This window comes from Marivita sp. NO-S04 (assembly GCF_059070475.1).
In genome coordinates this window covers 703,754-718,439 of record NZ_CM180980.1, presented here as the reverse complement: position 1 = coordinate 718,439, position 14,686 = coordinate 703,754, and the positions used below count along the sequence as shown (strand labels likewise).

Sequence of the window (14,686 nt, the reverse complement as noted above, 5' to 3'; positions counted from 1 at the left end):
GACAAGCAGTCGAAACACCATTTTAGAAAGCTGAAAATGGCGTCTTGCCTTTATGAGCGTGACCAAGACCTGACGGGGACAGGGGATTGATGATCACCCGAGACCACCTTCCAGCCATGAGCCTCGGCGTCAGCCAGATCATCGGTTACGGCACGCTGATGTATGCCTATGCGATCCTTCTGCCGCATATGGCCGACGATCTGGGACTGACCCTGTCAGGCGTGTTCGGCATCCTGTCGCTGGGGCTCTTTTTCGGCGGATTGGTGTCGCCCCTTGCAGGCAAACTGGTGGACCGTCATGGCGGGCGCTGGGTGATGACGCTGGGATCGGTCGTGGCCGCCTTTGCGGTTATGACGCTCAGTCTTGTTGACGGCACCCAAGGGCTGTTCCTGACCATCCTTGTGGCCGAAGCCGCGGGCATGTTCGTGCTCTACAATGTGGCCTTTGCCTCTGTGGCCCGTTTGGATCTGGCAATCCCACCGCAGAAATCGATCTCGATCATCACGCTGTTCGGCGGTGTCGCCTCGACCATTTTCTGGCCGCTGACACTGGCGCTTTACAATGCGCTGGGCTGGCAAACCACATGGCTCGTGTTGGGGATCATCCTGCTTCTTACCTGCACCCCAATCCATTTCTTCGCCCTACGCGGAGCCGAAACCATCCCCGGCAGTCCGCCGAAAAGCCCGCGTCCCAACTGGCCCGAGCTGACCGGAGCATTGCGGCGTCAGGGCATGCTGTGGATGGTGATTTCGTTCGTCTGTTCAGGCTACATCATGGGGGCGGTGATGGCGCTGTGGGTGACCAATGTGCAGGACCTTGGGCACTCTGCCGCGCTGGCCGCATTGGCGGGTGCAGTGATCGGCCCGTTTAAGACCGTGGGCCGGTTTTTCGAAATGCTGGTCAGCCGTAATATGTACCCACGTGTGACCTATGCGCTGAGCCTCGGACTGATGTTTTCCGGGTTTCTGGTGTTGCTGGCGGTAGGCTTCACCCTGCCTGGGCTGATGCTGGCCGCAGCTCTGTACGGGATGGGCGACGGGATCAAGACCATCGCCCGGGGCACCCTGCCCCTCGCGCTCTTCGGGGCCAAAGGCTACGGCACGCGACTGGGATGGATTTCGTTTGTGCAGATGGGGATCAACGCCTCCGCACCCTTTGCCTTTGCATGGCTGACACAGACCTTTGGCGGGTGGTGGTCCTTTGCCGTGATGCTGTTGTGCCTCTGCTGTGCCTTTGCAACATATCTGCTGATCCCGGACCCGCGCAAACAGCCCCAGTCACCCGACCTGACCCACCCGCAACCGCACTGAGTCCACTTGGTGTGCGAAGGCATCGACAAAAAGACGTCAGAAGACGTGCCCTTGAAACAGTTTGCGCGCCGTGCGCACCGTGCCGGCACTGGTCACATGACCTGCCGCATCCCGGGTCAGGATGACCTTGGCAGCACCGCTTGGATGCTCGACCGCAAAGACATGATCTTCGGGCAACTCAGCCAATGCCTCTGCAGGAGTTCCGGCGATGCAACAGGCTGTTGCAACTGACACGGCTGCAAACACCCCGATGGTGGAATGGCAGCGATGTGGAATAAAGCTGCGGGTCGAAATTACACCACCATCGCGCGGGGCGCTGACCAAGGTCATCTTGGGCACGGATTTCTCGGCCACGTCACCAAGCCCCATCATCGGACCAGCCTTGAGGCGGATCGACTCGAGCCGTTGCTTCAACGGGCTGTCCGCATCCAGAGCGTCACGGGATTCCTGCCCCGTTTTTCCGAACGCGGCGGCATCCATCACGACAATCGGCATCCCGTTGTCGATCAACGTGCAGGCGACCCCGTCGATCAGGTCAACGACATGCCCCGTCGGCAAAAGCGCAGAACACATCGATCCGGCAAGGTTCTCGAAGACCAGCTGCACCGGCGCGTGGGTTCCCGGGACGCCATCAATTCGTGTGTCGCCCTCATAGCTCACGCAAGCTTCCGGAGTTTGCACGGTGGCGACAGCCACTTCACCGGTATTCTGCATGAAGATCCGCACGGATGTTTCACCGATCTGTGCGGGGATCAGTCCCATCTCAATCGCTGCAGGCCCAACACCGGCAAGGATATTGCCGCAGGCCTGCGCATCCGAAACAACGGGTTCATCAACGAACACCTGAAGGAAAAGATAATCGACATCTGCTTCCGCGCGCTCTGATGCCATGAGGATCGCCACTTTCGAACACAGTGGATCGGCACCACCGAGCCCGTCGATCTGGCGAAGATCTGGGCTGCCCATGATCCGCAACAGCAACGCATCACGCGCAGCCTTGTCCTGTGGCATGTCGCTTGCGTTGAAATACGCCCCCTTCGACGTACCACCGCGCATCCATAGGCAGGGAATGCCGTCAGACATATTTCAGCCCCTTGGCCGCAAGGCGCGGCCGCATGTCGTAAATGTCGAGCCCCAATTCACCGCTTGCCAGACGCCCGCGCTTGACCTCCTCAGCCTCAAGCCGTTTCTGTGCTGCCGCCAGAACATCAGCCGCATCTTCGCGGCGCACCACGCAGACCCCATCGTCATCGGCGCAGATGATATCGCCTGCACGGATCGTCTGCCCAGCACACACGATGGGCACATTCACATCACCAAGGGTCTCTTTGACAGTGCCCTGACACGAGATCGCCTTGGACCATACAGGAAAGCTCATGCGCTCCAAATCGACGATATCGCGCACACCTGCGTCAATAATCAGCCCACGGCAGCCACGCGCTTGCGCGGAGGTGGCAAGCAAATCACCGAAATAACCACTGTCGCAGGGCGAGGTCGGCGCAAGCACAAGAACATCGCCCGCTTGCAGTTGTTCGATGGCCACGTGCACCATCCAATTGTCTCCGGGCGGCGCAGAAATTGTCACCGCTGACCCCGCGATCTGCGCTCCACAGTAGATCGGGCGCAGGTAGGAGTGCAGGCAACCAATCCGGCCCTGCGCTTCGTGGACAGTGGCCACTCCCATCTTGCCCAGGGCGTCAATCACGGACGGATCTGCACGTGGAATGTTCTGGACAACAACGGGCATAGGGGTCTCCTTGGCAATGGATGCGGCGCGCGGCCTGTTCCACATAATGCGGCTGCGCCACTGACCGGGCGCGATCAAGATCAGAGTTCGTCAACCGTCCGAGGGAAGATCGACTGGAAGCCTTCGGCATACCGGCAATCGCGCCCTCCGGCCTGACCGCCGGAATTGCGCTTGAAATGATTGGCGCGCTGCTGTGCGACGCGGGTGTAATACTCCCACAGATGGATTTGCCCTTCGTTGCACTCCATCGCCTTGCGCTTCTTGTCCCAGACCGATGTGATGTCGAGGAAAACATCCGGCTTCCATCCCATCTGCTCGGTCTGGTGCGGCTCGAACAGATAAAGCTGCGGCGCGCCAAGCACCTTTTCACCGGGATTATGACCCCAAGCCTGCGCGATCATCCGCGCCTCAAGAGCAACTTGCGTCATGTACATGTGGTCGGTGTTGTAGGGGTCGTACTGGCTGTGGCTGAGCATGAACGCGGGCTGCACCTCGCGGATCAGATCGACCAACCGGAACTTGTCATCCTTCTCAAGATGCAGCGGGTAGTCCCCCAGATCAAAGCACTCAAGTCGCGCCACGCCGAGTGCGTCCGCTGCTGCCTCGGCTTCTCCTCGCCGAATGGCCTTGATCTCGTCCAGCGATTTCCCCTCCTTCCAAAGCCGCGCGCTCTCGCCACGCTCACCGAAGGACAGGCAGGCCACTGTCACATGATAGCCCTTCTCTGCATGCAGCGCGATGGCGCCGCCACACCGCCACACAAAGTCGGCTGCATGGGCAGATATCACGAGGGCGGTCTTCTTGGCTGTCATGACTGTCTCCCTGTTCATCTTTGCCTTGTGGCTTGCGGGCACAAGAGACGCAATTTGCATTGCCGTAGAGCGTCATAAGTTTTAGCTATAGAAATATTATGGAAATTTCACAAAAGGCCGAAAAATAGATGGAATTTCTATAATTAAGCGGAGCATGGCTGAGTGATATCCAGAAACCTGCGTCACCTGCGCGTATTTCTCACGGTGGCAGACGTACACACCCTGACGCGGGCCTCGGACATATGTTCCGTGTCGCAACCTGCTGTCAGCCAGACGCTGCACAAGTTGGAACAGCAGGCCGGTGGCGCGTTGTTCACACGCACCTATCAGGGGGTCTTTGCCAACGCGCGCGGCCAGACCCTTGCACACAGGGTCAAACGCGCCTTTGCTTTGCTTGACCCCATGCTGGCCAGTCTTTCGCCACGTCTGCCGATGACAGCGACAGTCGCACAACTGCGTGCCGTGATCGCGGTCACCGAAGCCGAGAATTTCACGCTCGCGGCCAAGCGGCTTGGCCTGTCGCAACCATCGGTTCATCGCGCCATCAGCCAATTGGAGACAGAGGCCGGGAACCCCTTGTTCGAACGCGCAGAGCACGGGCTGAAACCAACCAAAGCTGCGCGGGCTTTGGCACAGACAGCGCGTCTCGCACTTGCCGAACTGAGCCAAGCGGATGCCGATCTGGCGGAATTCGACGGGCGTGACGGGGGGCGCATTGTCATTGGTGCGCTTCCGCTGTCACGATCCGCCCTTCTGCCTCAGGTTCTATCCGAGTTTCGCCGCCTTCGCCCGCGCATGACCATCGAGATCAACGACGGCCCGTATGACGACCTGCTGACGGGATTGCGTCGTGGGGACATCGACATGATCGTCGGAGCCTTGCGTGTCCCCACACCAATCGCCGACATCCGGCAGGATGCGCTGTTCGACGATCACCTTGCGTTTGTCTGTGCTCCAGACCATGAGCTGGCCGGCCGCAGCATCCACTTGGATAAGCTTGCTGACCGCGCTTGGGTCGTCCCGCGTCTGGGTTCACCTTCGCGCGATCAGTTCGACGCCTATTTCAAAGCGAAAGCTTGTCCCTATCCGACAAGCCTGATCGAAAGCGGCTCTGTTCTGTTCATCCGCGAAATGCTGCGCACCGGCGATTTCATTGCGTGCGTATCAGGTGCTCAGGCCGAAGCGGAAATCGAAAAGGGCCTATTGGCGCGGATCGACGTCGCCGGGGACTGGCCCGGGCGCTCTATCGGCATCACCACCCGGTTCGATTGGATGCCGACCAAATCGCAGGCCTTGTTGGTCGACTTATTGCACCGGATCGGCAAATCGAAACACACGAGATAGCGTCAGGCTGTGTTCCAGCGGCAAGGCTGGTCATTTTTACCAATTGGTCAAAAAATGCCTTTCAGCACCAGTGCGTCTGTCACTCCCGGCGGCGGGTCGATCCCAAAGTTTTCATTCAGGCAGGTCAGCACCGCGTCCGGAGTTTGCAAACCCTCGACCTCGACCAACTTGCCCTTTGCAAATTTGCGAAACGTCGCCCCATCAAGAACCAGCCGCGTGTCGCCCATTTGGCGCGTGACGACCAATGTGCGCGTGAAGAGCGACCCCGGCAAAGTGGCGGCAAGCCAGTTGCCCGCCTGCACATCCGACATCGTCGTCAGCTCGTCGGTGAAAGTATACAAATCGCGCCAGTCACCTTCAGAGACCTGACGGGACAAGACAATGCCCAGCCCAGCGCGTTTTTCCGTCCGTAGGTCGGGTGTGTCTGAACCAACCAACAGGGGATCGGTCGGCCCCGGCCCGCCAAACCCCACATCGACAAGGTACTCGGCCCCATTGAGCCGCACGAGACACAGGCAATGGCTGCGCGGCCCCGGCACGTCGCGCTGCCACATAACCCGGGCCATGCAAAGACGGACGTCGAAACCAAGTGCCCGCAACCCAGAGCAAAGCAGCGGGTTCAGTTCAACACAATAGCCCCCACGCCTGTGGTTGAGGATCTTGTCCGACAAAGCCTCAAGGCTGATCTCGGGAACGCCCCCGCAAAAGACGGTCAGGTTCTCGAATGGAATCCGGTCCAGATGCGCACGGATGATCTTGGTCAGGCTGTCCAGGGTCACCGGTAGGTCGGAAGGCAGCCCCAAACGGGACAGCCATGCATCGACGATGTCGTGTGGCGCGACCTGCATCGGTTTGTTTTCAGCCGTCGACTGGCGGTGTGCCGTGGGTGTGGAAGGTCTCGATCGTTTTGAGGCCCCACGCCTGCCCTTTCTTGCGTTCCGTTTCGGTCCAGGTGACGGTTTCCCAGTCCGGCTGCAGGATCAGGCGCGCGCCCGCATTGGCCAGCTCCACCCGGTTGCCCGCCGGTTCCCAGACATACAGGAAGAACGTGCCCTGAATGCCATGCTTGTGTGGCCCGGTTTCGATGTGAACGCCGTTTTCAAGAAAGATGTCCGCCGCGCGCAGGATGTCTTCGCGCTGGTCGGTGGCGTAGGTGACATGGTGTAGGCGGTTCTGGCCGCGCCCATGTTCCTCGGTGCAGGCCAGATCATAGGTCTTGTTGTTGATGGTGAACCAGCAGCCCCCCAGCCGCCCGTTGTCCAGTCGGATTTGTTCGGTCACACGGCTGCCCAGACAGGTCTGCATGAAGTCCCGGAACTGGGTCACGTCCTCGGCCAGCAGGTTCAAATGGTCGATCCGGCGCGGGGAGACCCCCTGCGCGTGAAAGCGGCTCGACATGTTCTTGAGCGCGGGTTTGTCGTTGTCGGGCGGGTCGTATTTCACCGTGTCCCAGTAAAGCTCGAACACGTGGCCAAACGGGTCTTCAAACCGATATGCCCGACCATGGCCCAGATCGCCGTCGACCCAGCCATGGACCTTGTAACCCGACGCCTCGATCACCTTCACGCGCCGCGCCAGCGCCGCCTCCGACGAAACACGATAGCCGATATGGGCGACACCGGTGGTGTGGGACTTGGTGAGCTTGAGTGTGTGAAACTCGTAATCGTCCCACGCCCGCAGATAGGCGCTGTCGCCCTCCATCGCCGACAGTTTCAGCCCGTACACACGTGTGAAGAAATCAAGGCTCTCATCGAACTTGTCGGTCAGGACCTCCACATGGCCAAGATGGGCAACGTCAAAGCAGGGTTCGGTCATAGGAGCCTCAATTGAACATGGTGTTTGGCAGGAAGAGCGAGATTTGCGGGAAGGCCACAAGGATCGCGAGGGTGACAAGCATCATTAGCCAGAACGGGATCACCCCGACAAAGATCCGCCCCAGTGACACGCCGGGGGCCACGGATTTCACGATAAACACGTTCAGGCCAACTGGTGGCGAGATCAGGCCCATTTCAAGCGAGAGCACCACAAGCACACCAAACCAGATCGGGTCGATCCCCATTTCCAAAACGATGGGAAAAAAGATCGGCAGGGTCAGCACCAGCATGGCGAACCCTTCGAGAAAGCACCCCAGCACGATGTAGATGCCAAGGATCAAGAGCAGGCTTCCCATCGGCCCCAGATCAAGCGCGAGAAAGGCTTGGGCCACCAGATCAGTCATATGGCTGAGCGCGAGGAACGGGTTGATCATATGTGCGGCGATGAGGATCAGCATCACGGTGGCTGTGGTCACGACGCTGTCTTTTGCGGCGGCCCAAAGCATGGGAAGCTTCATCGTGCGGCTGACGAGGCCAATCAGGATCACCGCCCCTGCTCCCACGGCCGCAGCCTCGACCGGTGAAAAGAACCCGCCATACATGCCGCCGATGGTAATGAAGATCACCAGAACAATGGGGCCTGCCCGACTGACCGCGCGGAGTTTTTCGGAAAGGGCGGTCTTTGGCCCCGCTGGTCCTAATTCGGGGCGGATCATGCAGAGAACGGTTACGACCAGCACGAACATGCTCAGCAGAAGAAGTCCCGGCAGCACGCCAGCAAAGAACAGGCGACCAATGGATTGTTCAGTCAGGATGGCGTAGATCACGAACCCAGTTGAGGGCGGGATCAGAATGCCCAGCGTGCCGCCTGCTGCGACGACTCCGGTGGACAACCGGTCGTCGTATTTGAAGCGGTCCATCTCCGACAGCGCGACCTTGCCCATGGTCAGGGCAGACGCGACCGACGATCCCGACAGCGCCGCGAACCCGCCGCAGCCGATTACGGTGGCCGAAGCCAAGCCGCCCCGGATTGACCCGATCACCGCATAGGCGGCATCGAACAATTGGCGGCTCATGCCTGTCTGCGATGCCACGTTGCCCATCAGGATGAAGAGCGGGATCACCACCAGTTCTGGCGAGGACGCGAGGGTGAACGCCTCTGATGCCAAGAGCGAGGTGGCGGCGTTCAGACCGTTCAGCGCCCAGATGCCAAGAAAGCCGATCACGAACATTGCAAAGGCCACCGGAACCCGAAGCGCCAGCAGCGCAAACAGCGCGAGCATCCCAACCACGCCTGTTACGGACGCGCTCATGATTGGGTCTCTTTGCGGATGTCGCGACCAGTGATCGAAAGCTCAAGCGCGCGCAGGGCAAGGCCCAAAGCTGCGAGGCCCAGAAACCCGATAGAGGCCCATTGGAACCACGCCTTGGGCAGGTAAAGAAGATTGGTCGACAGGTTGAGCATCACCGACAGTTTCGCACTGTCCCATGTCGCCCACGCCAGCGCGGCAAAGATCACTGCGCCCATAGCGGCAACCGCGATGTCGATCAAACGGTTCATTGCGTCCGGAAAATAGCGTTCGAACAGATCAACCGAAATGTGCCCACCCAAGCAGTCGCACAGCGCCATTGGCGCGAAGACAAGGATCACCGTCGCCATCGTTGTGATGTCCTGTCCGCCATACAGAGGCTTACCAAAGGCCCGTCCGATCACGTCGATCAACACGACAATTACGATTAACAAGAGCGCAGTTGATCCAATAGCGGCGGACAGGCCAATCAGCCTGTCCGCAAGGGTGCGTATCCGCTCCAACACTTAGTTCTGCATCGCAGCCAAGGCTGCTTCGCCTCCGACGCTCGAGACATATTCGGCGACGACGTTTGCAACAGCGTCCTCGAAAGCCTGCGCCTCTTGGGCGGTCAGATCGACGAATGTGTTGCCTGCATCGGCGCGAGCCGCTTCGAGTGCTGCATCCGCTGTCGCGTTCCATGCAGTTTCGGCGTTGTTGCCAAGCGCACATCCACGCGCCTCATCCAGCGCGGCTTTCGCCTCGTCGGACAACGCGTCGTAAGAGCCTTGGCCCATCACGGCAAAGAAGGCCAAACGCCCAAGCGGAGCATTGAGCGTAAAGGCATCGGCAACTTCGTCGAGGTTGAAATCGCTGAGGGTTGAGGCACCGGTGAAGACGCCGTCGATCAAGCCGGTCTGCAAGGAATTGTAGACCTGGTTGATCGGCATCTGCACCGGAGTCGCGCCCAATGCTTCAGCGACTTTGCCCGCCGTTGCACCCGCGACGCGGATCTTGAGGCCGGCCAAATCGGCAGGCGTGCGGACAACCTTGTCCTTCATGATCATGATGTTCGGCTCGGATGTCCAAAGCGCTACGGGCACGGTGCCCGGAAACTCGCCCGAGATCTCGTCCATCGCATCACACAAAGTGTCCGAGCCTGTCTTGCCCGCCGGCACGACACCCGGCAATTCGACGATCATGGTCTTCTCGAATTGCTGCGAGGTATAGCCCGGCAGGCCCCATGTGATATCAGCCACACCCTGCACGGCACGGACATATTGCTCGACCGGACCCGCGCCTAGTTCACCGCCATGATAGCCGCGCACAGTCAGGCTGCCGCCGGTGGCCGCCGACAGATCGGCGTTCAGCTTTTCAATCACGCTGGCGTTGACCGTGTGGAACGGCGGCGTGAAGTTGGCGAATTTCAGTTCTTGCGCGGCAAGTGGTGCGGCAGCAGCCACAGCCAGAGCAGCCCCGATAAACGTTGTTCTGAGTGTCATATCTTCCTCCCATAAAGGGTCTGACCTCGTCAGACCCGGTGTAACAGGCGATGCCCCTTCTGCGTGGGCACCGCCCGAAAAGCGTTGCGATCAGATTGCTTTGGTCCGCCAGCTGTTCTCAGCATAGCTCGAACGGGCCTCGTTCGAATACGGTGTCTGCGACACGCGGACACGGATTTCGGCCTGCTTGTGCTGCTCGGCGGATGTTTTCGCGGTGTCGTCGGATTCGCCCCAGCGCAGGGTCAGGACATCGCCCACCTCGACGCTCTGGTCCACGACGCCGAGCGACAGCACACAGCGTTCGTTGTAGCTGTAGCCGTTGAACATGCTCATGCCGACCATCTTGTCGCCGTGCATGACCATATCCGCCGACGAGGACGCGTAGTTCGGTTGCGGGAAGTCGATCCACTTGTAGGGGATGCCATCCTCGAAGGCCGAGGCGATGACCTTGAGCACGTCTTCCTTGTTCCACTCAAAGGTGACTTTCTTGCGGTTGGTCTTGCTTTCTTTCATCTTGAGAAGCGCGTCCTTGCCGATGAAGTCGTCCTTCTTCCAACCGATGTAGAAGTCGTAGCCCAGTTCGAACGGGTTGACGTAGTAGTCTTCGATGTTGTCGCTGATGAAGCTGCCGCCGATGGCGCCTGCGGCTTCGTACATGTCGGTGCCCAGCCAGTCGCGGTAATCGGCCAGCATGCCGTCGCCGGTGTAAATGCCGGGCAGCGGCGACGGAATCCAGCCGGATTCCAATGTGTTGGTCGAATAGGCACGGCTGCCGCATTGGACCAGATCAACGCCCGCGTCTTTTGCAGCCTGAAGGATGGTCGAGTGGATGTAGTGCTTGTCCTCGTAGGGGCCCCACACTTCGAGACCCGGCGCACCGGACATGCCGTGACGCAGCGCCTGTACCTTCTTGGAGCCGATATTGATCCAGTCGACATGGAAGAACTTGATGTCCGGGATCGGTCCGCCATTCATCTTTTCAAAGATCTTCGGCGCGTCAGGGCCCTGAATCTGGTAACGGTAATGCGTGCGCAGCACGCGCTCGCCTTCGGGGCGCGATGTGGAGCGGGGGTCGTGCTTGATCCGCACGTTCCACTTGCCCCAAGCGGCGGCGAACATCAGCCAATTGGAGGTCGGCGCACGGCCGACGAGGATGAACTTGTCCTCACGCTCGCGGAAGATGATGTGGTCGCCGATCACATGACCAGCGGGCGTCACCGGCACATAGTGCTTGGCACGGTTCAGGTTGAAGTTCCCGAAGGCGTTGATGCCGTGATAGGCAAGGAATTCCTCGGCCTGCGGACCTTCAACGATCAGCTCGTCCATGTGGTGGGACTGGTCGAACAGAACGGCGGTCTTACGCCACGCTTCCTGCTCTACCCGCCAGTTGCGGAATTCCGGTGTCACGACCGGGTAGACATACATCCCGATCTGGGAATTCCGTAGCATTTCAACGGGGTTACCCCATTCCTTCATCTTGTCGGACAAGCTGGGCATAGACGTGTTCTCCTCCTGAGGATCTTATTCTGCGGATAGTAAAGACAGCCCGGGCACACGCGTGGCGACCCCCGGTCCGGCGTTGGCGAGGTAATCAAGGTTGCGCCGCGCAAGACGGGCGTGCTCGCGTGCCAGATGTTCGGCGCGCGCGCCTTCACGAGCGCGAATGGCCTCGACGATGGCGCGGTGTTGATGCTGCGCGCGCACCAGAGACGCGTTGAAATCCGGGATCAGTTCTTGTTCGCGCAGAAACGCGCTTGGCGACGCCAGCGGCAGGCGGCTGACACGGTCGGCTTCGCGCTGGATCAGTTGGCTGCCTGCCAGACGGGCCATTAACCGATGAAACGCCGCGTTTTCAGAGATATAGGCCTCGAAATCAATATGTTCGGGATTGGTCAGCGCGGTGTCGATCCGGTCTAGAACACGCTCGGCTTCGGCCAGGGCATCTGGGTCTGCGCCCCGCTCTGCCGCGATGCGGACAGCGGTGCCTTCGATGACGCCACGCAGTTCGATTGCGTCGTTGATGTCGTCCAGCGTGAAGCGCGCGGCGCGGCACCCGCCAGTTTCGATCCGTTCCAGCAAGCCTTCGGCGACAAGACGGTCCATCGCCTGACGCAGCGGCGTGCGCGACAGACCAAGCCGTTCTGCCAAAGCGACTTCGGGCAAACGCGTGCTTGCGGCGAATTCGCCACTCATCACAAGCGACCGAAGGCCAAGAAGCGCCTTGTCGAACTGAGTCTTGCGATCAGACATGCACCCCCCTCAGAGCGCCCGCCACTCTCCCCTGCGGCGTTCTGATCGATGTGGTAGATTGTATACAGAAATCTGTCAATCGCAGATTTATCCGCCCGAAATGCGAGGCAATCCGAATTCCTGTATACAGAAATACACTAAGGCCAATCGAATGGCCGCGCAGGATCGGACACGCCCTGCTATAACCCCTTGAGAAAAGCCAGCCTGTAAGCGCCTGGTGGCTGGTTGGCATGGCGTACGAAAAACCGGCTGAATTGCGCTGCTGAACCAAAGCCCAGCGCGCTTGCGATCTCGTTCACGGACTGGCCAGAGGTCTCAAGCAAGAGCCGCGATTCAATCATCACGCGACGGTCGATGATGTCTTTGGGGCCAAACCCACGCACGCGCTGACAGATGTCGCCCAACCGGTCACGGGTCACACCAAGAGTTTCGGCATAAAGCGACACGGTCCAGCGATCACGGAAATGCCGTTCGACCAGCGTGCTGAACCGTGTAAACGCGCGGTGCGATGGACTGGCCCCCTGTGGGCCGTTGGAATAGCTTGGCGCGGAGCGCAGAAGTTCGATCAGGATCACCCGCAGATACGCCTCGACAACGACATGCGCCGCCACCGCATCCTCCTCAAGCTCGCGACGAATACCGGCAAAGGCGGTGCGCAAGGCAGAGCGGCGTTCAGATGCCCGTGTCAGCGGCACGGTCAGGTTGTGATCGGCCACATCTCGCAGGTCGCGGGCTTCGGGCAAGTGGCCGATCGTATTGCCCAAAGCGCTGGCACTGAGCAGCACATAAGTGCCCACCGCGCCTGCATCGAACCGCAGACGCGAGGTCTCGTGCCACGGACGCCACGCCAGTACCGGCGCGTCGATCCGTTCGTCCTCTCCAGCCAGAACGGCGCCGCCTTCCTCAAGCAGGACAGCACACCATGACGGGCCGCGCAGGCTTTCTGCCAGACCGACAATGCGGCTGCGCAAGCCCCCGGTCAAAGCCCCCGCACGTACAGTGGCGGAGTCGTGAAAACGCAGGTCTGGCATCAAGAATCCCACAAAATGATAACTTATTGCCGCAGAGTATCATTTACTCAGCGTAACTCCGAACGATTTTATGGAATAGCCGTGGGGAGACGGCCGCGTTCAGTGAGCCTGGGGAGGAGCATCTGTACGAAACCCGCTTGATAATTGCCGGGCGACACGTCGCGCCTGATCCGGTTGTTGCGTTCGAACGACGCGACCCCGTGTCGGATGCCGTGGTGACCCGCGCCGCCGCCGGGCGCGCCGCCGAAGCACGCGCGGCCGCCGTTGCCGCCGCCAGTGCCTTTGCCAATTGGGCAGCGACGCCTGTGCGCGACCGGATTGGCCTCTTGCAAACCGCCGCCGACGCGCTTGAGGCGCATGCGGACGAGGTGGTCGAGATTGCGTGCGCCGAGGTGGGATCGTCCCCGGACTGGGTTCGGTTCAACGTCGGGATTGCAGCAGCGATGCTGCGGCAAACGTCCGATCTGGTCGATCTTCTGGACAGCACGGAAAGTCCCGTGGACGGCCATATCCTGCGCCGCAGACCAGCGGGCGTTGTGCTTGGCATTGCCCCGTGGAATGCCGCTGTCACATTGGCCACCCGTGCCGTGGCGGCACCTTTGGCCTGCGGCAACACCGTGGTTCTGAAAGGCTCAGAGCTGTGCCCCAAGACCCATGAATGGGTGGCGGACACGATCTGCAAAGCCGGATTGCCCGACGGCGTGTTGAACTACATCACCAACGCGCCCGACCATGCCGAAGAGGTGGTTGACGCACTGATCGCCCACCCGGCTGTGCGGCGTGTGAATTTCACCGGATCCACCCGAGTTGGGCGTGAAATCGCGATGAATGCAGCCAAGCATCTCAAGCCCTGCCTGCTGGAACTATCCGGCAAAGGCACGGCAGTGGTGCTTGCGGATGCGGATATCGACCTTGCCGCCCGCGCCATCGCCCATGGCAGTTTCTTCAACCAAGGCCAGATCTGTATGTCGACGGAGCGGGTGATCGCAGACACGTCGGTTGCGGACGCTCTGGTCGCACGCTTGGCGCAAGAGGCCGAGGCGCTGCGCTTTGAACCCGGACAGGCCAGCCCCTTGGGGGCGCTGATCAGTCCGGCGGCGGCGGTGCGGGTGCGGGCGATGATCGACGATGCGGTCTCAAAAGGCGCGGTTCTGGTCACCGGGGGCGAACTGTCAGGGGGCGGATTGCAGCCTGCGGTTCTGGACCGGGTGGCACCGGGCATGATGCTGTACGACGAAGAGGCGTTCGGCCCGGTGACCGGCGTGATCCGCGTGGCCGATGCCGAAGAGGCGCTGGCCATCGCCAATGACACGGATTTCGGCCTCGTGGCCTCTGTCTTCAGCCGCGACACGGCTGCGGCGCAGGACATGCTCTGCCAGATCGAAACCGGGATCGGCCATGTCAACGGATCGACCGTCTATGACGACCCACGCCTGCCCTTCGGCGGCGTCAAGGCGTCGGGCTATGGACGGTTCGGCGGGCGCGATGCGGTGACCGAATTCACCGAATGCCAATGGATCGCCATTCACGACGAGCCCTCATCCGAGGGTAAGACCAACAATCAAAATCAATAAGGGAGGACGACAC

Annotated in this window: 14 protein-coding genes; 3 read left to right on the top strand and 11 right to left on the bottom strand. The window is 60.4% G+C overall.

Annotation, left to right across the window (positions count from 1 at the left end; translation table 11 throughout):
* The first annotated feature begins 89 nt into the window (after positions 1–89).
* The gene (locus tag ACK3EW_RS03760; protein ID WP_493808516.1) at positions 90–1,310 is read left to right on the top strand and encodes an MFS transporter; all 1,221 of its coding nucleotides are present in this window, start codon (positions 90–92) and stop codon (positions 1,308–1,310) included.
* A 36-nt stretch (positions 1,311–1,346) separates the two neighbouring features.
* On the opposite strand, the gene ACK3EW_RS03755 is transcribed toward ACK3EW_RS03760, so the two are convergent.
* The 3 genes from ACK3EW_RS03755 to ACK3EW_RS03745 form a co-directional block, all read right to left on the bottom strand.
* Positions 1,347–2,393 (bottom strand): 4-oxalomesaconate tautomerase, encoded by a 1,047-nt coding sequence (locus ACK3EW_RS03755; protein ID WP_493808515.1) that lies wholly within the window; start codon positions 2,391–2,393, stop codon positions 1,347–1,349.
* Entirely contained in the window at positions 2,386–3,057 is a 672-nt protein-coding gene (locus tag ACK3EW_RS03750; protein WP_493808514.1) for a 4-carboxy-4-hydroxy-2-oxoadipate aldolase/oxaloacetate decarboxylase, read from the bottom strand. Before ACK3EW_RS03750 ends, ACK3EW_RS03755 begins: the two co-directional genes overlap by 8 nt.
* An 80-nt stretch (positions 3,058–3,137) precedes the next feature.
* A complete protein-coding gene (locus ACK3EW_RS03745; protein WP_493808513.1) occupies positions 3,138–3,869 on the bottom strand; it encodes a PIG-L deacetylase family protein in 732 nt (243 codons plus the stop codon).
* 162 nt (positions 3,870–4,031) lie between these two features.
* Here ACK3EW_RS03745 and ACK3EW_RS03740 point away from each other — a divergent pair, with 162 nt between their 5' ends.
* Entirely contained in the window at positions 4,032–5,213 is a 1,182-nt protein-coding gene (locus ACK3EW_RS03740; protein ID WP_493808512.1) for a LysR family transcriptional regulator, read from the top strand.
* A 47-nt stretch (positions 5,214–5,260) separates the two neighbouring features.
* On the opposite strand, the gene ACK3EW_RS03735 is transcribed toward ACK3EW_RS03740, so the two are convergent.
* The 8 genes from ACK3EW_RS03735 to ACK3EW_RS03700 form a co-directional block, all read right to left on the bottom strand.
* Complete coding sequence (locus ACK3EW_RS03735; RefSeq protein WP_493808511.1) at positions 5,261–6,061, bottom strand: arylamine N-acetyltransferase family protein; 801 nt, start codon at positions 6,059–6,061, stop codon at positions 5,261–5,263.
* 10 nt (positions 6,062–6,071) lie between these two features.
* Positions 6,072–7,028 carry a VOC family protein gene (locus tag ACK3EW_RS03730; protein ID WP_493808510.1) on the bottom strand — a complete coding sequence of 319 codons (957 nt, stop codon included), beginning with the start codon at positions 7,026–7,028 and terminating at the stop codon, positions 6,072–6,074.
* Between the two features lie 7 nt (positions 7,029–7,035).
* On the bottom strand, positions 7,036–8,340 hold the full coding sequence (locus tag ACK3EW_RS03725; RefSeq protein ID WP_493808509.1) for a TRAP transporter large permease: 1,305 nt from the start codon (positions 8,338–8,340) through the stop codon (positions 7,036–7,038).
* A complete protein-coding gene (locus ACK3EW_RS03720) occupies positions 8,337–8,843 on the bottom strand; it encodes a TRAP transporter small permease (RefSeq protein WP_493808508.1) in 507 nt (168 codons plus the stop codon). Before ACK3EW_RS03720 ends, ACK3EW_RS03725 begins: the two co-directional genes overlap by 4 nt.
* On the bottom strand, positions 8,844–9,818 hold the full coding sequence (locus ACK3EW_RS03715; RefSeq protein WP_493808507.1) for a TRAP transporter substrate-binding protein: 975 nt from the start codon (positions 9,816–9,818) through the stop codon (positions 8,844–8,846).
* 90 nt (positions 9,819–9,908) lie between these two features.
* Positions 9,909–11,315 (bottom strand): vanillate/3-O-methylgallate O-demethylase, encoded by a 1,407-nt coding sequence (gene ligM, locus ACK3EW_RS03710; RefSeq protein ID WP_493808506.1) that lies wholly within the window; start codon positions 11,313–11,315, stop codon positions 9,909–9,911.
* Between the two features lie 24 nt (positions 11,316–11,339).
* Positions 11,340–12,068, bottom strand: coding sequence for a GntR family transcriptional regulator (locus ACK3EW_RS03705; RefSeq protein WP_493808505.1), 729 nt, complete (start codon positions 12,066–12,068; stop codon positions 11,340–11,342).
* 179 nt (positions 12,069–12,247) lie between these two features.
* A complete protein-coding gene (locus tag ACK3EW_RS03700) occupies positions 12,248–13,099 on the bottom strand; it encodes an AraC family transcriptional regulator (RefSeq protein WP_493808504.1) in 852 nt (283 codons plus the stop codon).
* 137 nt (positions 13,100–13,236) lie between these two features.
* Here ACK3EW_RS03700 and ACK3EW_RS03695 point away from each other — a divergent pair, with 137 nt between their 5' ends.
* Complete coding sequence (locus ACK3EW_RS03695; RefSeq protein ID WP_493808503.1) at positions 13,237–14,673, top strand: aldehyde dehydrogenase family protein; 1,437 nt, start codon at positions 13,237–13,239, stop codon at positions 14,671–14,673.
* Positions 14,674–14,686: the final 13 nt, after the last annotated feature.